The organism is Alkaliphilus transvaalensis ATCC 700919, from assembly GCF_000621485.1.
GTDB lineage: Bacteria > Bacillota > Clostridia > Peptostreptococcales > Natronincolaceae > Alkaliphilus > Alkaliphilus transvaalensis.
Window position 1 is genome coordinate 107,199 of sequence record NZ_JHYF01000015.1, and the last position, 19,379, is coordinate 126,577.

General features: G+C 34.7%; 18 protein-coding genes and 1 other annotated feature. Of the genes, 16 read left to right on the forward strand and 2 right to left on the reverse strand.

Annotated elements, in window-relative coordinates:
• The first annotated feature begins 52 nt into the window (after nucleotides 1-52).
• The 9 genes from T335_RS0111910 to ptsP all read left to right on the forward strand — a co-directional run bounded on the left by T335_RS0111910 (nucleotide 53) and on the right by ptsP (nucleotide 9,531).
• Nucleotides 53-1,456 (forward strand): sensor histidine kinase, encoded by a 1,404-nt coding sequence (locus tag T335_RS0111910; protein ID WP_026477759.1) that lies wholly within the window; start codon nucleotides 53-55, stop codon nucleotides 1,454-1,456.
• On the forward strand, nucleotides 1,437-2,075 hold the full coding sequence (locus tag T335_RS0111915; protein WP_026477760.1) for a response regulator: 639 nt from the start codon (nucleotides 1,437-1,439) through the stop codon (nucleotides 2,073-2,075). The genes T335_RS0111910 and T335_RS0111915 overlap by 20 nt, the downstream gene beginning before the upstream one ends.
• 125 nt (nucleotides 2,076-2,200) lie before the next feature.
• On the forward strand, nucleotides 2,201-3,607 hold the full coding sequence (locus tag T335_RS0111920) for an FAD-dependent oxidoreductase (RefSeq protein ID WP_026477761.1): 1,407 nt from the start codon (nucleotides 2,201-2,203) through the stop codon (nucleotides 3,605-3,607).
• Nucleotides 3,608-3,942: 335 nt separating this feature from the next.
• Complete coding sequence (locus T335_RS0111925) at nucleotides 3,943-4,701, forward strand: DeoR/GlpR family DNA-binding transcription regulator (protein WP_026477762.1); 759 nt, start codon at nucleotides 3,943-3,945, stop codon at nucleotides 4,699-4,701.
• A gap of 10 nt (nucleotides 4,702-4,711) precedes the next feature.
• On the forward strand, nucleotides 4,712-5,641 hold the full coding sequence (gene pfkB, locus T335_RS0111930; protein WP_026477763.1) for a 1-phosphofructokinase: 930 nt from the start codon (nucleotides 4,712-4,714) through the stop codon (nucleotides 5,639-5,641).
• A 12-nt stretch (nucleotides 5,642-5,653) separates the two neighbouring features.
• The gene (locus tag T335_RS0111935; RefSeq protein WP_026477764.1) at nucleotides 5,654-6,097 is read left to right on the forward strand and encodes a PTS sugar transporter subunit IIA; all 444 of its coding nucleotides are present in this window, start codon (nucleotides 5,654-5,656) and stop codon (nucleotides 6,095-6,097) included.
• 38 nt (nucleotides 6,098-6,135) lie between these two features.
• Nucleotides 6,136-7,506, forward strand: coding sequence for a PTS fructose transporter subunit IIC (locus T335_RS0111940; RefSeq protein WP_026477765.1), 1,371 nt, complete (start codon nucleotides 6,136-6,138; stop codon nucleotides 7,504-7,506).
• Between the two features lie 50 nt (nucleotides 7,507-7,556).
• A complete protein-coding gene (locus T335_RS0111945; protein ID WP_026477766.1) occupies nucleotides 7,557-7,820 on the forward strand; it encodes an HPr family phosphocarrier protein in 264 nt (87 codons plus the stop codon).
• Between the two features lie 16 nt (nucleotides 7,821-7,836).
• The gene (gene ptsP / locus T335_RS0111950) at nucleotides 7,837-9,531 is read left to right on the forward strand and encodes a phosphoenolpyruvate--protein phosphotransferase (protein WP_026477767.1); all 1,695 of its coding nucleotides are present in this window, start codon (nucleotides 7,837-7,839) and stop codon (nucleotides 9,529-9,531) included.
• Nucleotides 9,532-9,919: 388 nt separating this feature from the next.
• On the opposite strand, the gene tyrS is transcribed toward ptsP, so the two are convergent.
• The gene (tyrS, locus tag T335_RS0111955; protein WP_026477768.1) at nucleotides 9,920-11,143 is read right to left on the reverse strand and encodes a tyrosine--tRNA ligase; all 1,224 of its coding nucleotides are present in this window, start codon (nucleotides 11,141-11,143) and stop codon (nucleotides 9,920-9,922) included.
• Between the two features lie 95 nt (nucleotides 11,144-11,238).
• Nucleotides 11,239-11,445, reverse strand: a binding site (T-box leader).
• Between the two features lie 224 nt (nucleotides 11,446-11,669).
• Here tyrS and T335_RS0111960 point away from each other — a divergent pair.
• Nucleotides 11,670-12,779 carry a hypothetical protein gene (locus T335_RS0111960; RefSeq protein WP_026477769.1) on the forward strand — a complete coding sequence of 370 codons (1,110 nt, stop codon included), beginning with the start codon at nucleotides 11,670-11,672 and terminating at the stop codon, nucleotides 12,777-12,779.
• 110 nt (nucleotides 12,780-12,889) lie between these two features.
• Here the strand turns inward: T335_RS0111960 and T335_RS0111965 are convergent, their stop codons facing one another.
• Complete coding sequence (locus T335_RS0111965) at nucleotides 12,890-13,216, reverse strand: hypothetical protein (protein WP_026477770.1); 327 nt, start codon at nucleotides 13,214-13,216, stop codon at nucleotides 12,890-12,892.
• Nucleotides 13,217-13,707: 491 nt separating this feature from the next.
• Here T335_RS0111965 and T335_RS20570 point away from each other — a divergent pair, with 491 nt between their 5' ends.
• From T335_RS20570 to T335_RS0111995, 6 genes are all read left to right on the forward strand, one after another.
• Nucleotides 13,708-15,336: a YceG family protein gene (locus T335_RS20570; RefSeq protein WP_051569284.1), complete on the forward strand. Its 1,629-nt coding sequence runs from the start codon at nucleotides 13,708-13,710 to the stop codon at nucleotides 15,334-15,336.
• 206 nt (nucleotides 15,337-15,542) lie between these two features.
• Nucleotides 15,543-16,619: a toxic anion resistance protein gene (locus T335_RS0111975; protein WP_026477771.1), complete on the forward strand. Its 1,077-nt coding sequence runs from the start codon at nucleotides 15,543-15,545 to the stop codon at nucleotides 16,617-16,619.
• Between the two features lie 74 nt (nucleotides 16,620-16,693).
• Entirely contained in the window at nucleotides 16,694-17,275 is a 582-nt protein-coding gene (locus T335_RS0111980; protein WP_026477772.1) for a TerD family protein, read from the forward strand.
• A gap of 34 nt (nucleotides 17,276-17,309) precedes the next feature.
• Nucleotides 17,310-17,993, forward strand: coding sequence for a TIGR00266 family protein (locus T335_RS0111985; RefSeq protein ID WP_026477773.1), 684 nt, complete (start codon nucleotides 17,310-17,312; stop codon nucleotides 17,991-17,993).
• A 51-nt stretch (nucleotides 17,994-18,044) separates the two neighbouring features.
• On the forward strand, nucleotides 18,045-18,647 hold the full coding sequence (locus T335_RS0111990; RefSeq protein WP_026477774.1) for a TerD family protein: 603 nt from the start codon (nucleotides 18,045-18,047) through the stop codon (nucleotides 18,645-18,647).
• A gap of 66 nt (nucleotides 18,648-18,713) precedes the next feature.
• The gene (locus T335_RS0111995; RefSeq protein WP_026477775.1) at nucleotides 18,714-19,295 is read left to right on the forward strand and encodes a TerD family protein; all 582 of its coding nucleotides are present in this window, start codon (nucleotides 18,714-18,716) and stop codon (nucleotides 19,293-19,295) included.
• Nucleotides 19,296-19,379 lie beyond the last annotated feature (84 nt).

Genomic DNA, 19,379 nt, shown 5'->3' on the forward strand with positions numbered 1-19,379 from the left:
TAATATGCAATTTTCTCAGTTAATACCACGGATGTATGGGGGTGAAAGATTAATGGGCCATAGTTATATTATTTTATTTTTCTTTTATGGATTAGCCTTTTTTTCGATGGGTATTTCTGCCCTACAACAGATGGTTCCTAAAGGGACAAACTTTTATCTACTAAAAGCTATTAAATACTTAGGTTATTTTGGTTTAGTTCACGGTATTACAGAATGGATTATTATGATAAGGTTGACTAACATCTATCCAGATCACGAACTGCTATTAATTGTAATAGCCACCTTTCTAAATGCCCTTTCCTTTACATTTTTATGGGCCTTTGGTATAAAACTGAGGGCTTACAAAGGTCGTTATGAAAAACTAAATAACTCTTTACCATGGGTTATTTTTACCCTTTGGTTTCTAGGGTTTATTTTTTCCTATCACTATTATAGAACAGATATCCTACAATGGTTGTTTATAGAGGATACAATAAGTAGGTACTTTATCGGATTACCAGGAGCTTTGATGGCAGCATTTGCCCTAAATAAAAATGCTAATTACTTTTTAAAATTGAAGTTAAGAGATATATCCTTCAAACTTAAAGGAATGGCTCTATTATTTCTTTTGTATAGTATATTTGCTGGAATAATTGTTGATAAAAGCAACTTTTATCCTGCTCATCTAATCAATAAGGAGCTATTCTATACTGTTTTTAAATTTCCAGTAGAAGTTGCAAGGGCTAGTTCTGCCATAGGAATCACCCTATTATTTATCAGTGTTATTGATATTTTTAGATGGGAGACTAATCAAAAAATTGAAATGCTCTCAAAAATACAATTAATCAGCAAAGAAAGAAGAAAATTAGGGAGAGAACTACATGATGGGATGATTCAAAACCTGTTTGCCACTGGACTTCTGGTGGAAAATCTCATCGATGTAGAAGAAAATGAAGAAAAACAAGTATACCTAACACAAATTAAGAATAGTTTAAATGAATCAATTGAGCAGATTAGAGCCTTCATTATAAAAATTGCTACCCAAAATATTAATACAGAGGAACTAAAGGAAAGATTATCAGAATTAGTGGCTACCTTTGAAAAAAACGGAAAGATCCCAATCCAATTTAATTACTACGTTTCTGATATGGCAATGGGCTTTTTATCCAATGAGAAGGTAACTCAAATGTATTACATTATACAAGAGGCTGTAAGTAATGCCATAAAACATTCATCTGCAAAGCTAATTACCATTACTATAGATGGTAATTTAAAATCCGTTGTGGCTACAATAGTCGATAATGGCATCGGCTTCGATATAAAAGATCAATTACCCGGTCATTATGGATTAACCTCAATGAAGGAAAGGGCTGCATCTATTAACAGCCGAATATCAATTATCAGTAGTGAAAAAGGGACAAGAGTACAAGTAGCTATTCCATGGGAGGAAACTTCAAATGATGCAAAAAGAAATTAAGTTATTATTAGTGGATGATCATTCTATTGTTCGTTGGGGTATTCGTTCTCTAATTGATCGTACACCAGGTTTATTCGTATGTGGAGAAGCTGGAACTTTGACAGAAGCCTATCAGTTAGTTAAGGAACTAATGCCAGATATTGTATTGTTAGATATTAAATTACCAGATGGTGATGGAGCTGCTGGTTGTAGAGAAATAAAAAAAATAGATGATAAAATTAAGGTAATTATGCTAACCGCCTATGCTGAGGATTCAATTGTCTTAGAAACGGTCAAATCGGGGGCAGATGGATATTTGTTGAAAAACATAGAGAGTAAAACAATTATTAAAGCAATTCAAGATGTTGCAGCAGGAATATCAGTTTTAGATTCAACTGTAGTGGGGAAAATGATGAATGTTGTTAAAAGAAGTAGCGAATCAGAAGAAGTCTTAACCCCACAAGAGAAGAAGATATTAGACTATTTAAGCCAAGGCAAAACAAATAAGGAAATTGGTGAAGCCCTCTTTATTGCTGAGAAGACCGTTAGAAATAATGTGAGTAGAATAATGAAGAAAATTAATGTTTCAAATCGAACAGAAGCTGCAATCTATTGGCAGAGACAAAAGTCCCTTGAATAAGGGACTTTTGTCTTTAAGAAGGGACAATTGACAAATATACAACAATCTCTTTTCCCAGTATGATAAGTATATAACAAATATTGTTTGTTAATTATCAATTTAAATTAATGGAGGGGACAAAAATAATGAAAAAAGGATTAATACTATCTCTTGTACTACTATTAGTAGTATCAATATTTATTGGATGTACCAAGGATACTGCCCAGCCAGTTTCTGAAGTAAATGAAAGCAAAGATGTAACAACTGACGTGTTAGTAATTGGCGGTGGAGGAGCTGGTTTAGTTTCAGCAATCACTGCAGCAGAAAGTGGTGCAAACGTTATCTTAGTGGAAAAAATGCCAGCAGTTGGTGGAAATACAATTATTTCTGCAACTGGTATGACAGCTTCTGATACAAGATTACATGAAGAAGCAGGTATTCCTTTTACAGTTCAAGATCATATTGACAGAACGATGAAGGAAGGTAAAGACCTACCAAATCTTGAATTAGTTACAGTTTTAGCTGAAAATAGTAATGCAGGGCTTGAATGGTTAGAGTCACTAGGGCTAGAATATAAGCTTAATGAAAAAGAGCCATGGTGGATTGTTCCTGTAGAAGGACATTATGGGTCTTTAATGGTTGATGCCTACAGAAAAGAAGCTGCTAAGCATAGTAATCTTGAAATTAGAGTAAATACTGCTGCAGAAGAATTAGTAGTAGAAGATGGTAAAGTAGTTGGAGCAGTAGTTAAAGGTAAAGAAGGCCAGTATACGATAAAAGCCAATGCAGTAATCTTAGCTACTGGTGGTTTAGGAAATGCACCAGAAGTTATTGCAGAATATAATTCTAAGTATGCAGGTGGAACAGGAACAATGAGTACCGCTGGACCAACAGGAGATGGTTTAAAAATGGCTACGGCTATTGGTGCAGCAGTAGTTGATATGGAACATCATATGATGAGACCTTTAGCAACACCAGGATACTGGATTAGAGAGACAGTAGTTGGTGAAGAAGGTATTGGTGGAATCCTTGTAAATAAGGCGGCTGAAAGATTTACAAGCGAAACACAACACAGATGGGATCTTGTACCTGAAGTTGCAGCTCAAGAAGGTGGCGTTACCTATGTAATCTTTGATGCAGATGTGGCAGCAACCAATAATGGTGCAGCAGCAATTAGAAATGCTAGAATGGTTGAAGCTGATACAATAGAAGAATTGGCTACAAAACTTGGATTAGACCCAGCCGCTTTAGAAACTACAGTTGATGCTTATAATAACGGAGAAGATGAGTTTGGTAGAACTTCAATGGGGAAAGTAACAACAGCTCCTTTCTATGGCGTACAAGCTGAAGTATCATCTCACTTTACTATGGGTGGATTAGCCTTCAATAAAGATGCACAAATTTTAGATACAAATGGTAATGCAATTCAAGGACTATACGGGGTTGGAGAAGTTCTTGGTGGACTTTACGGAGCTGGCCGTGTAGCTGGTAACGATACAATGGGTAACGTTGTATTTGGTAAAATAGCAGGAACTAATGCAGCAAATCAATAATAATAGTTAAAAAGCAAAATAAATTCTCCCTTTTAAAACCATTCAAAGTTGAAAGCTCAACTTTGAATGGTTTTTTTTCTATAACGAATAGGAAAGTTCGACTTTAATTATTATTAAAATAAGAGAACTAATATAAATTTAATATTAATTATGCAATTTCCTAATTATAAAAATTATAATTGTCAGAAAAGTCAATTGACATCTTTAGTGATGGATGATATAATCAAATCAATCAAAAACAATCATAAAAAATCAAAAACAATACTAATCAATCAAAAATCAGTCATAAATAGATCATCATCAGAATAGATTATAGAGATGAAGGGAGGCTTCAAATGTTTGCTGAAGAACGAAAGGCTAAAATTCTTGAAATATTAAACAACACTCAGCGTATACAGGTTAATGACCTTACAGAGGCACTACAGGTATCTGAATCCACAATTCGTAGAGATTTACAAGATTTAGAGCAGGCGGGACTTCTTAAGAGAACCCATGGTGGAGCAGTAAAATTAGAAAATACTGGATTTGAGGCAACTATGGTGGAAAAAGAGCAGGTCAATATAGATGAGAAAATAGAGATTGGAAAACGGGCAGCAGCTTTTATAGAAGATAACGATACAGTCATATTAGATGCGGGGACAACAACTTTACAAATTGCAAAAAATATCACTGCCAATAATGTTACTGTCTTAACTAATTCAATTTTAATTGCTACAGAGCTATCCCAAAGAACCAATATTAATGTAGTAGTAACGGGAGGTCATGTCAGACGGGAAACCGTTTCTATTGTAGGGCCATTAACAGATAAAATTATCCAAAGCTTTAGAGTTGATAAAGTATTTATAGGAGCTAATGGAATTACCCTACAGGATGGTTGTACTACCCCCAATTTAGATGAAGCCCATACGAAAAGAGTGATGACGAAATCGGGAAAAGAAATTTATATTGTAGCTGATCACACTAAATTTGGTAAAGTATCCTTTTCAAGATTTGTTAGTCTACAAGAGGTTGATGGGATAATTACAGATAAAGGAATAGATAATAAAATTGTAGATAAGTTTGCTTCTAAGGATATACAAGTCATCTACACTTAAGGAGGACATTATGATTACAACAGTAACCCTTAATCCTGCAATTGATCAAAGATTAGATTTTGATAGCATTCAATTGGGAAAAGTTAATCGAGTCATAAATTCAAAGCAAGAAGCTGGTGGAAAAGGCATTAATGTTTCAAAAGTTTTAAGGGGATTAGGTGAAGATTCTACCGCAACAGGATTTATTGGCGGAGGATCAGGAGTATGGATTAATAACTGGTTAAAAATGAAGGGAATTAAAACAGATTTTGTTCTAACAGATACAGAAACAAGAACTAATCTAAAACTGATAGACCATAATAGTTTTATGATTACAGATATCAATCATGGTGGAGACCCGATCAAAGAGGTTTACCTGAAGGCTCTCTATGAAAAAGTTGGTGAGCTAGTAGAAGTCAGCGAAATTCTTGTATTATCAGGGAGTCTACCCAAAGCTACACCTAGTCATGTGTATAAAGATCTGATGGAAATTGCAAATAAAAGGAACTGCATTACAATTCTAGATGCCGAGGGGGAGGCCCTTCTAGAGGCTATTGAAGGAAAGCCCCATATGATTAAGCCCAACATTCATGAGCTAGAAAGCACCTTTAAAGTAAAGATCAATAACGAAGAAGACATAATCAATAAAGCAAAGTTTTTTTTAGAAAAAGGGGTTCAATTAGTGGTAGTCTCTATGGGGGAAGAGGGAGCCATGCTAATTAGCAATACAGAAGTACTAAAGGCTGAGACAATAAAGGTGGAAGTCAGTAGTACGGTTGGAGCAGGAGATTCAATGGTGGCAGCCTTTGCCTACGGTATCAAAAAAGGGCTTCAATTAGAGGAAACTTTTAAATTAGCAATCGCCTCAGCCACCTTAAGTGTAAGTAAAGGAACAACCCTTCATGATTTGGAAGAAATAAATAACTATGTTAAAGCAGTAAAAATAAAAAAACTAAAGTAAAGGAGAGTAAGTATGGAAATAAAAGATATTTTAAATAAAGAGTTAATGATATTAGATCTTCAATCAATAACAAAAGAAGAAGTAATTCAAGAATTAATAAAACCTTTATTAAAGGAGGGGATTGTAACTGATGAAGTGAGTTTTTTAAAAACTGTAATGGAAAGAGAAGAACAGTCAACTACAGGAATAGGAATGGGAATAGCTATTCCCCACGGAAAGTCATCTGTAGTTAAAGCACCAGCTATAGTCTTTGGAAAATCCAAAAATGGAGTGGAATTTCAATCTTTAGATGAAGAACCTAGCTATATATTCTTTTTAATAGCTGTACCAGAAAATTCTAATGACCAACACTTGAAGGTTCTTAGTCAGCTATCTCGAAAGCTTATGAACGAAGATATACGTGAAAATTTATTAAAAGCCACTACTAAAGAAGATGTATTTAATGCTTTTGATTAGCTGATAAAAATAGCATATTTAAAAGAAGGGGGATTAATATGAAAAAGCTAATTGCAGTAACTTCTTGCCCAACAGGAATTGCCCATACCTATATGGCGGCGGAAGCTTTAGAGAAGGCAGCTAAGAAAAAAGGAGTCGAAATAAAGGTAGAGACCCAAGGATCTGTTGGTGTAGAAAATCAATTAACCGAGGAAGATATTAGAGAAGCCCATGCAGTGATTATTGCAGCTGGTGCAAATATCTCTAAGGAAAGATTTAAAAATATTGCAATAATCGAAGTTCCTATAGCAGAGGCTATAAAAGCTTCAGATGACATAATTGATCGTGCCCTAAATGTAAAGGCTAAAGAGGATAAATTAGCAGATTCAGTTACTGAAATTAAACAGCAAAGAAATGAAACAAGAACAGGACCATATAAACATTTAATGAGTGGCGTTTCCTTTATGCTCCCGTTGGTAGTTGCAGGGGGATTAGCAATTGCCCTTTCCTTTATCTTTGGGATAGAAGCCTTTCAAGAGGAGGGAACACTAGCAGCGGCATTAATGCAGATTGGTGGAGGAGCTGCCTTTGCCCTCATGGTTCCAGTATTGGCAGGTTATATAGCCTACTCAATCGCTGAAAGGCCAGGTTTAGCACCAGGTTTAATTGGTGGTATGATCGCATCACAAATAGGGGCGGGCTTCTTAGGTGGAATTGTTGCAGGTTTTATTGCTGGTTATGCAACAGCGTATCTAAAGAAAATTATTAAACTTCCTAAATCTTTGGAAGGTTTAAAGCCAATATTAATTTTACCTTTATTATCTTCCTTAATTGTTGGGCTTTTAATGATTTATGTTATAGGTACACCAGTTAGTGGAATAATGAATGCCATGACCAACTGGTTAGAAGGTTTAACTGGAACCAATGCACTTTTATTAGGTGGAATATTAGGAGCAATGATGGCTGTTGATATGGGAGGTCCAATAAATAAGGCTGCCTATACCTTTGCAGTAGGGTTATTGGCTTCAAATGTATTTGAACCACAGGCTGCAGTAATGGCAGCAGGGATGACACCGCCATTGGGATTGGCATTGGCAACAATGTTATTTAAAAATAAGTTTACAAAACCAGAGATAGAAGCAGGAAAGGCAGCATGGGTTTTAGGGATATCCTTTATTACTGAAGGCGCTATTCCTTTTGCAGCAGCAGATCCCTTTAGGGTTATTCCATCAATTGTTGCAGGTTCTGCGGTAACTGGTGCTCTATCTATGGTGTTCGGAGCAACCCTAAGGGCACCCCATGGAGGAATTTTTGTTCTTCCAATACCTAATGCAGTTGGTAATTTGGGAGGGTATGTAGTATCAATTTTAGTAGGTACGGTGATAACGGCTCTATTATTAGGGGTCTTAAAGAAAAAAGCAACTCAATAATCTGACTCTAAAACAAATGACAATTAAATCTGGCAGAAAGGAAGTTGAAAATGGTTAAAGAAACGGTAATAATAAACTGCGAAGCAGGGCTACACGCAAGACCTGCAACCCTTCTAGTGAAAGAGGCAGGAAAGTATAAAAGTGAAATTACTTTGATCAGTGGAACTGTTGAAATAAATGCTAAAAGTATAATGGGTATTATGGCGTTAGGAGGGAAGAAGGGGCAATCGATAGAAATTAAGGTAGAGGGTACTGACGAAAAGATGGCATTGGAAGCTATTGTGGCTCTATTTAACTCAAATTTTGGTGAATAGAACAGAGGTGACAAAAATGTTTAGAGGAACAGGAGCTTCACCAGGAATTGCAATAGGAAAGGCTTTTTTAATTGAAAAGGAAGAAATCAAGATAGAGCAAAGAAGTATTCAGGATATAGATTTTGAAATAAATCGTTTTAATACAGCCTTAGAAGAATCAAAAAAGCAAATTGAAATGATTAGACAGAAGGGTTCAATAGAGCAAAAGAAAATTTTAGAGGCCCATATTATGATCCTCGAAGACCCAGAATTAATTAAATCTGTGGAAGCTAAAATTAAAACAGAAAAGATTAATGTAGAAGCAGTATTAAAAGAAGTTCTAGATATGTTTATTAATATTTTTGAAGGTATGGATGACGAATATATGCGGGAACGAGGGGCGGATATTAGGGATGTAGGGCAGCGGCTCATGTCTAATCTTTTAGGAAAAGAGCAGGTTTCCTTAGACTCTCTTGTTGAAAATGTAATTTTGGTTGCCCATGATATTACGCCATCAGATACAGCCCAAATGAACCCCAATAGGGTTTTAGGTTTCTTGACTGATATTGGAGGAAGAACATCCCACAGTGCTATTATGGCTAGGACGATGGAGATTCCAGCTGTTGTTGGATTGGGAGATATTACAGACCAGGTTAAAACTGGAGATATGCTTGTTCTTGACGGAAGCCAAGGAAAGGTGTTTGTTAACCCAGATGAGGAAATCATTAAAGCCTATCTAGAAACTCAAAGAAAAGAGCAGGAAGAAAAAGAAGAATTAAGAGCATTAATAGACAGCGAAACCATTACTAAAGATGGTAAAAAAGTAGAATTAGGTTGTAATATAGGAAATCCTAAAGATGCTAAAAAAGCAAGTGAGAAGGGTGCAGAGGGAATCGGTTTATATAGAACAGAGTTTCTTTATATGGATAGAGACACCCTTCCTAATGAAGAAGAGCAATTTAATGCCTATAAGGAAGTTTTAGAGATTATGGGAACTTCGCCAGTAGTGATAAGAACCCTAGATATTGGGGGAGATAAAGAACTACCCTATCTAAAACTGCCTAAGGAAATGAATCCTTTCTTGGGTTATCGAGCCATTAGAATCTGTTTAGATAAAAAAGATATTTTTAAGACCCAGTTACGGGCCCTATTAAGAGCAAGTATCTATGGAAACTTAAAAATTATGTATCCTATGATTTCTTCAGTAGAGGAAGTAAGGGAGGCTAATGATATATTAGAAGAAGTAAAAGCTCAACTTTCTCGAGAAGGAATCGAAATTTCTCCAAGTATTGAGATCGGAATCATGATTGAAATACCATCTGCAGCTGTGATCTCAGACCTATTGGCGAAGGAAGTAGATTTTTTTAGTATAGGCACCAATGACTTAATTCAGTATACCACTGCAGTTGATCGAATGAATGAAAAAATCTCGTATTTATATAATCCCTTTAACCCTGCTGTATTGAGACTAATTAAGAGTGTCATAGATAATGGACACAGGGAAGGGATCTGGGTAGGTATGTGTGGTGAGGTTGCGGGAGACCCGAGGTTAATCCCAATATTAATAGGGATGGGGCTAGATGAATTTAGTATGAGTGCTGGGGCTTTATTAGCTGCACGAAAACAGATTAGAACATTATCCTACCAAGAAGGTCATGAATTAGCACAAGGGGTATTAAAATTAAGTACAGCTGTAGAAATTGAACAATATATAGAAAATTATTATCAATGATAATGGAGTAATGGCATCATTAGTATTAGAATGAAGAAAATACATCATTAACTTGAAGATTATATTTCCATAAAACCCAAATAAGTTATGGCTTATGTTATATGCATTTTTCTCAAATGATAAGGAAAAAAAAAGGACCTGTTATTTTAGTCTAAAATGAGCCTATGGCAAGGGCACTTTAGACTATAACAGGCCTTTTTTTATAACGAATAGGAAAGCTCTACTTTAATTATTATTAAAATAAGAGAACTTTACGTAATGAGTTTCAAGATAAGCAGATAACCAATTTAATGGATTAAATTGTGTAAGTCGCTTAGTTTTTTCACCTAAATTCATCCTATAAATCTTATGAAGGATGAATTTGTTATGAAATTTAGATATTGCAAGATTACACTAACTTTACTTGATGGAAGCCCTTTTTACCTTTTTTGATCATTAAAGAACCGTCTGTGAAGCTCTCAGGTGTAATAAGATGACCTATATCATTGATCTTTACATCATCAATGGTAATGCCCCCTTGCTGCACTAGACGACGCCCTTCACCTCTAGATGCAACTAATTCTGTCTTTACCAATAAACCTAAAATGTCCATGCCATCAAGGTCTGATACAGTCACTTCTGTAGTTGGAACAGATCCAGCTAATGGGCCTTTACTAAACAAAGATCTTGCTGCTTCTTGAGCTTTGGTTGCTTCCTCTTCTCCATGAACTAGCTTTGTTACTTCAAAAGCAAGTACTTCCTTTGCATGATTAATTTCAGCCCCTTCTAATGAACCTAATCTTCTTACTTCATCCATAGGAAGGAAAGTTAATAGAGCTAGGCACTTTTCAACATCCTTGTCGTCAACATTTCTCCAATATTGGTAGAACTCAAATGGAGAAGTCTTCTCTGGGTTTAACCATATTGCTCCAGACTCAGTTTTACCCATTTTTTTACCTTCACTTGTTGTAAGGAGGGTAAAGGTCATACCATAGGCAGCTTCACCCTCAACACGGCGAATTAAATCTGCTCCTGCAATGATATTAGACCATTGGTCGTCTCCACCTAATTGAAGACGGCAACCGTGTCTTCTGTATAATTCAAGGAAATCATACCCTTGCATAATCATATAGTTAAATTCTAAGAAGGATAACCCTTTTTCCATACGGCTTTTAAAGCATTCTGCAGTTAACATTCTGTTGACGGAAAAATGTCTTCCTACTTCCCTTATGAAGGGAATGTATTGTAGGTTTAATAACCAATCTGCATTATTCGCCATAATAGCGTTACCTTCTGAAAAATCAAGAAAACCCTTTGTTTGATCTAAAAAGCAGTTGGCGTTATGTTGGATAGTTTCTGGTGTAAGCATTTTTCTCATATCAGTTTTACCGCTTGGGTCTCCAATCATCGCTGTTCCGCCGCCAATTAAGAAAATTGGTCTATGTCCAGCCTTTTGTAAATGGGACATTGCAATAACTTGTAAAAAGTGTCCAACATGAAGGCTGTCGGCAGTAGGGTCAAAGCCAATATAGAAGGTAACTGATTCCTTACCAAATAACTCTCTAATTTCATCTTCGTGGGTTGCTTGTTGAATAAAACCCCTTTCCTTTAATACATCAAAAACATTAGACATATTAAATACCTCCTTTAGTTTAATAAAACATAATTTGATAAAAAAATTATAATAAAAAAATTATAATAAAAAAATAAAGGGCCTACTCGTCTTTGATAAAGGACGAGGAGACCCGTGGTACCACCTTAATTTACATTTTGAAAATGCCTTAGACCATGATAACGGATGGGGACCGTCGAAGCTTTTAACTTCGAAACTCCAAAGGGTAATTCATCTTACCTTGTGCTATAGGTTTTTCACCAGCCAACCTATTCTCTACTTTTGTAACCAAGGGGACTACTAATCTTCTTCATTGTTTTTCCATAAGTATTTTACATATCTTAACACAGAAATAAAATCCATTCAATAGTTTAAAGTAAATTTTTTTCGAAATATTGTTAAATTAATGACCTTAAAACAAGTGTCTCCTAGAATGAAAAAAATATAACAATAAATTAGAAAATTTTACTTATGTAAACTTACGGCTAGATTAGGTATAATGACTATATGACTAGTTCGGGAAGTAAAAACAGAGAGGGTTTGAGTTATGAAAAAATTTGAATTATTTGTACGTAAGAATAAATTCCTATCGATAGGTATTATATTGACGATAAGTCTTTTAGCTACATATTTTACTTTTATCCAGAGGACAGACATAAAGTTTTTTATAGGTGAAGTGAATGCATCTCCTCTAGATAAAAATCCTAGTGATTTTGAAGATGATTTGCTTTCAGAAGAAGATACTTTAGAGGATTCTGAATCAACAATTACTGAAGGCGCTGAAGAATCATTAATTGAAGATGAAGGAATTGTTGATGAAGAGGAAGGTTTAGAAGAAGAGGTAAAAAAAGAGATAATACAAGAAGAAAATAAGACAGAAACTGAACCTATTAAGCAGGAGGAAGGCAAAAAAGAACTTGAATATAGTTTGAGGGATCCACTAACGCCAAGTAACCCAGAGGATGATGGAGAATCGAATGAGCCAGAATCTGTTGGTGAAATCAACGAAGGTATATTAAAGCGAGATTTAAATTCTTATGTTTTAGATGTTATCAAGACCTATCCCGTAGGAAAATTACCATATCTTTTAAATAATGATTATGCTAACTACAATGGTGTTACTGTTAATCTAAACTATCAAGACCGTCTACTACTTAAGGCTCACCCTAGTGGTAATCGTGCCAGCCATTGTTCGGGAATCACCTTCGAAGTATTTTTTAAAGCAATGCAACAAAGGAATAGGGAAGCAGGTCTATCTATTGATGATTTCAACGGTATGAGCTATGAAGAACTTTTTGATTTTGTCTTAATTTGGTATGTGGCAAATAGTCACAAACCAACCAACAATATTGCCGTTGCTATGGAGAAATATGGAATAGGCACACGTGTTACAAACTTTGAAAATGCAAAGGCAGGAGATTTTCTTGACTTTAGTAGAGAAAACAATACAGGTCATACGGTTGTTTTCTTAAACTGGATTCGAGATAATGGGAAAATTGTAGGGTTAAGATATTGGTCTAGCCAAAGTTCTACTAATGGCATCAATTATCGGGAAGAATATTTTAATGTAAGGCGAAGTGATGGAACAAAATATGGAAATATTATTATTGATGAAGTATATATAGGTAGAGTAGGTTCTATTAATAACTATCGTTAATAAATAAGGAAAACATAACAACGAAGAAAACAAAACTTAACTAACCTAAACTTAACTAACCTAAACTAAACATTGAAGGAGATTAGCATTTTGAGCTAATCTCTTTTAGTTTAGTCTTGTAGGATCTCTTCTGCACCTGACTGTTCCATCATTTCTCTAACACGATTGGTATTATGTTTAGAAGTTTCAACAGCTACAATAACCCCTGTATCACCTTGAAGTCCTTTAATTCCACTGGAAAAGGACTGATATTCCCTTAAACTATCTCTTTCTGTTTTAATAAAAGCAATACTTTCAAAAGCTTCACCATAGTTTTTCCATCCTTCATCTGCAAGATTACTAACAATCATATCCTTTCGATCAAATCCAGTATTTCTTAAACTATCAATTAGAGCACTGGCATCTCTTTCATCAGAAAATCTAGCAACTAGCCTCAATTAAATCACCTCCAAACTTAGTATTACCCTACATTGGATTGTTTATTTATGAGATAGGAATCCAGTATTCATTTAAGTAATTACCTAATTCCATAACTTAGAATGGATACTTCTTTCATGTAAAGTCTAAAAAAAACAAAAGAAATAGAAAAATTGGATAAAAATACAAAAAAATAACATTTATTTGGTATAATAGTATTAATTATGTAGTATTGGGGTACTAATAGAATGTTATGTAAAAAATGTTATGGTAGCTTAAACCCCCTGTAAAGCATCTTAGTATGATATAATAAGAATTAGTTAGCCATAAATAGGTAAATTACAGCCATTATTTGAATAATTCAAATTACATGAAGGGGATTTAAAACCTTTGTGGAATATAAGTATGTTAAGGAAAAAAGTTTTTTGTAGAATTCATAGACATTCTGTACTTTTAATCGTATATATGACTAGTAGTATTTTAGGATGTTTGAAGGAGGAACCAAAATACTATGGGGGATGTAAGCTTTCATAAACTTGCCATCAATACAATAAATTGCAAAGCAAAGAATATTTTTGAAGATATTCTAGTGTTACCAAAGGATCGTCGAGGTTTTGCCTATAATAATCAGTTTATGGTTATGCCCACTTATTTTTATAGAATTATTGGATTGGAGGAAGAAGCAACCTACGAGGATCATTTGATTCAACTCCACGAAAAATTTAAAGAACTTGGTCCGCTTTATCTTAAAATTGATAAAAGTCTAGATCGTTTTATTCCAAATGATTTTATTCAAAGAGTCAACCAACTATGGAATCAGGTTGCTAAGATAAACCAACCTACTGCAGAAGCAATTATAGAGCTAACTTTAAAGCCAGGAATTTTGACTGCTATTGATCCAATTAAAAATAAGCTAATAAAAGACAAGCTTAAAATTCTTTTAAACATCTTTATGATGAACCAAAAGAACCTAAATATCGTTAAGAACTATTATATAAAGTTATTGTATTGGATTGAGAAATATGCAATACCCCTATTAAAGGGATACAAGTATGGGGAAATGAATCCAAAGATAATATTCTATGGAGAAATTCAACGGGATGAAATTTTCTTTTTAATCCTTCTATCTCTAATGAGTTTTGACGTGTTGTATTTCAATACCCAAGATGGGGAACGCTTTGGCGATGTCCCTAAAATAGAGGTATATTCAAACCTAATAGAATATTCTCAACGTAGCCCCCTTAAACCCTTTCCAGTTTCCACAGGGATTAAGCGGCAAGAGACAGTAGCCTATAGGGCTTCTGTGGAGATAGATCAGGTTCTTCACACAGAAGATAGTGGTGTTTATCGGCCATGGCAGTTCGAGAACTATGAGGTAATTGCAAATACCTTAAAGACCACCTACGACGAATTATTTATTCTTTGGAGAGAAGATGCAAGGTTTAGGGAAGGATTTAAGGCAGAGGGGAATAAAATCTATATCCCTAATATATTTGCCAAGGTAAGTGGGACATTAACAGACCTAAATCTCTATTGGAGCCACTTTAATTCTTTGCTAGAAAAAAGAGAATCAGCTATTTTTATAGATAAAATACCCTTTACTGCAACAAGAAACTACTTAACCAATAGAAGTGTTTTTAATACTGATGGAAGTCTGAATATAGAGAAGGTTAAGCAGTTACCTGAATATAAATTTCATTACTTAAAAACGCCAGTACAGAAGTTGATTCTAGATAAAATGAATCACTTAGTGACAAGTGAAAATTTATTTATGGAACATCTAAGTCCAGAGTTTAAAACAAAGATTTTGTATACAATCTTAGCCTTGGATAAGTCCTACTTAGATCTAATTCAGAAATTTGATTATCCCTATGGCATCCCTAAAGTCATCGTTTTTGACAGAGATGAAAATACTTTTACAAAGGAAGATGTTATAATTCTAACATTTTTACACTTTGTTGGGTTTGACATTGGAATTTTTACACCAACTGGCTACAACAATATAGAAAATGGCATCCATCAATCCTATTATGATGTGCATAAATTAGAAGCATTGAATTTTGATCTGCATCCACCCGGTGCTGAACAACAAGATAAAAAGGGATTCTTTCAAAAGGGCTTCAAATGGTTTTTTCAATAACAATGATTAATTTAAATAAGAATTACATCACTCATTTAAATTGACGAAATTTCATGGATAACTAAATTTATATCTAATCAATAGCAATATGCTTATTTACAATTGCCTCATATAACAGGGTTAAGACATGAAACTTCAATAAATATGATAATGAAGGCTTGTAATTCTCAAAATATAAGATGTATTTATTAAAGGAGGGGCTCAATATGAATGAAATGTTAGATGTACAGGAAGTAGATCTTGATAAAAAAGTAAACGAAGTAGCATTAAAAGCTAAATCGTCACCAGAATTACAAAAAATTGCTTCACAATTAGACATAAGAAATGCCCAATCTATCATGTCCTTTGGACAGGATACAGCTGTTGAAATTTCTAAATTTAGTGATAGGATTTTATCCTCCATTAGTAATTCTTCAGTAGAAGATAGTGGTAAGATGCTACAACAATTAACTTCCATCATGTCAAAGTTTGATTCTAAAGATTTTGTTGAAAAGAAACAAGGAGTTCTAGAAAGACTTTTTAATAAAGTTAAAGATGATATCAATAAGCTTTTAGCGAAATATCAAACGATGGATAAAGAAATTTCAAAAATTTATGTTGAAATAAAACAATATGAAAATGAGATTAAACAAACAAATGCAACGCTAGAAGAAATGTTTGAAAAAAATCTACAATACTATGAAAACCTAGAGAAATATATTCAAGCTGGTTACATGATAATTAATAATGTGCAAAACAACATGATTCCCCAGTTAGAGCAAAAAGCAGCTACATCAGGAGAACAAATAGATCAAATTAACCTTCAAAACGCTCAGCAGGCACTAGAAATGATAGACCAAAGGGTACAAGATCTAGAAATGGCTAAAATGGTTTCATTACAAACTGCTCCACAAATTAAGTTAATCCAAAGAGGTAACTATAACTTACTAAGAAAAATTGGAAGCGCCTTTGTCATCACCTTACCAGTATTTAAATCTGGACTAATTCAAGCCATTGCCATTAAACGACAAAAGATTCAGGCGGATGCCATGAAGGCTTTAGATGAAAAAACCAATGAAATGCTACTAAGAAATGCTCAAAGTATAGCAAACCAGTCGGTGGATATTGCAAGACTAACCTCTGGTTCTAGTATTAAAGTTGAAACGTTAGAGCAAACCTTTGAAACAATTATGAGGGGAATTGACGAAACGAAGCAAATTGAAGAAGAAAATAAACATAACCGTGAAGAAGGTAGAAAGCGTTTATTAGAGCTTCAAGGTCAAATGGAGAAAAAAAATTTTTAGATGAAGTCTCAACTCACCGTTAAAATAATGTTTTAATTACGAATCTAAATAAAGATAGAAGGGAAGCGGTCTGTATGGCAATTAGTTTAAGTAAAGGTCAAAAAGTAGATTTAACTAAGGGCAACCCGGGTTTAACTAAAATTATGGTAGGTCTAGGTTGGGATGTAAATAGATATGACGGAACAGCACAATTTGATTTAGACGCAGCAGCTTTTTTATTAGGAGAAACAGGTACTGTTGGTAGTGATGCAGATTTTATTTTTTATAATAATTTAAGTCATTCATCGGGTTCTGTTCTTCATATGGGGGACAACTTAACAGGTGAAGGTGATGGAGATGACGAGCAAATTAAGGTGGATTTAGGCTTAGTGCCTCAAAACATTAATCGTATCGCCTTTACAGTAACGATTCATGATGCAGTTCAAAGGCTACAAAATTTTGGACAAGTTTCAAATGCTTATATAAGAGTATTTAATGAAGTTACAGGAGAAGAATTAATTCGTTATGACTTAGGAGAAGATTTTAGTATTGAGACAGCCCTAGTGGTAGGAGAATTATATCGTCACGGAGCAGAATGGAAATTTAATGCTATTGGTAGTGGTTTCCAAGGTGGGTTAGGTTCCCTTTGCCAGAATTTCGGTGTAAACTTAGCTTAAGCGGTGAATTGGTCTCTTAAAAGGGGGATTTAAAATGGAATATAAAGTATTGTATGATCAAGCATTTCCTATTGTAGAAATTAAGCTACAAAAAGGAGAAAGTGTTAAGGCAGAATCTGATGCAATGGTGTCTATGGCAAGTACGATAGATTTAGACGGGAAATTAGAGGGGGGCCTTCTTAAGGGGCTTGGAAGGATGTTGGCAGGAGAGAAGTTTTTTTTCCAAACCCTTCAGGCTAATCGAGGTCCTGGTGAAGTTCTATTGGCTCCATCGATCCCAGGTACTGTTACTGATGTAACCCTTGATGGAAGTTATAGTCTTTGTGTACAGAAGGATGGTTTTCTAGCGGCGACTGAAGGCATTGAAGTGTCTACTCAAATGCAAAACTTAACCAAGGGGATGTTTTCTGGAGAAGGCTTCTTTATTCTTAAAATTAGTGGTAGAGGAACAACCTTTATCAGTTCCTATGGGGCAATCCATCCGATTAATTTAGAAGCTGGAGAAGAAGTGATAATTGATAATAGTCATTTAGTTGCTTGGCCAGATTATATGAACTACAAGATTGAAAAGGCTTCAAAGGGATGGATTTCAAGTTTTACTTCTGGTGAAGGGTTAGTTTGTCGTTTCAGGGGTCCTGGAACTGTATTAATTCAAACTAGAAACCCTAGAGGTTTTGGAGCATGGATTAGACAATTCATACCAAGTACCAACAAGTAACCATCGCTAAAAGTAGTAAATGATATACAAATATTAAAGGGGTGAAAAGCTATGGCAATTAATTTGCAAAAAGGACAAAAAATTGATTTAACAAAGGGTAATGCTGGGCTATCTGAGATTATGGTAGGTCTAGGTTGGGACCCTGTTACTCAGAGCAATACTGGTTTTTTCGGTAAGCTCTTTGGTGGAGGTGCTGCAGATATTGACTGCGATGCTTCGGTTCTGATGTTAAATGATAAAGACAAACTAGGAAATAAATCTAATTTAATATACTTTGGAAATTTAAAAAGCACATGTGGTAGCGTAAGACATACTGGTGATAACTTAACAGGAGATGGAGACGGAGATGATGAAGAAATCATCGTTAAGTTGAAGAGTGTACCGCCTTCAATTCAAAAATTAGTTTTCGTAGTTAATATTTACGACTGTATTAGCAGAAAACAAAACTTTGGGATGATTCAAAATGCTTACATTAGAATTGTAGATCAAGCAAATCGAAAAGAACTTGTTAGATTCAATTTAACAGAAGATTATTCTGGAAAAACTGCCCTTGTTGTAGGTGAAATCTATAGACAAGAAAACGAGTGGAAATTTGCAGCTATCGGACAAGGAACACAAGATGCATCCTTAAGTGAGATAATTAGAAAATATTAGTGTAGCTAGAACAAGAAAGGCTGTATCTGCAGCTAAATATATAAATAGGAAGGGGATTAATTAGGTATGACGATTAATTTATCAAAGGGACAAAAAATTGACTTAACAAAAGGAAGTCCTAACCTTAGCAAAATTATTGTAGGATTAGGATGGGATACAAATAAGTATTCAGGTGGATATGATTTCGACCTAGATGCATCTGCCTTCATTGTAAGAGAAAATGGTAAAGCATTAAATGAGGATGATTTTGTTTTCTACAACAACCTGCAAGGGGCAGGGGGTTCTGTAATCCACACCGGTGATAATTTAACTGGAGAAGGTGAAGGGGACGACGAAGAAGTCAAAATTGACTTCTCTAAAGTACCATCTTACGTAGATCGTATTGCAATTACTGTAACGATCCATGATGCGATACAAAGAGCCCAGAATTTTGGACAAGTTTCAAATGCTTATGTAAGGGTAGTTAACGAGGAAACTAATCAAGAAATATTAAGATATGATCTTGCTGAAGAATTTTCCATCGAAACTGCACTAGTAGTTTGTGAGATTTACCGTTATAATAATGAGTGGAGGTTTAGTGCAATAGGTAGTGGTTTCCAAGGTGGATTAGCTGCCCTTTGTAATAATTATGGACTTCAGGTAGGTTAGTTATTAGTCTATTTATAATCAATTAATGATTTAGCAATAAAGACAAAGGCGGATTGCATTATGCAAAACACCTTTGTCTTAGCT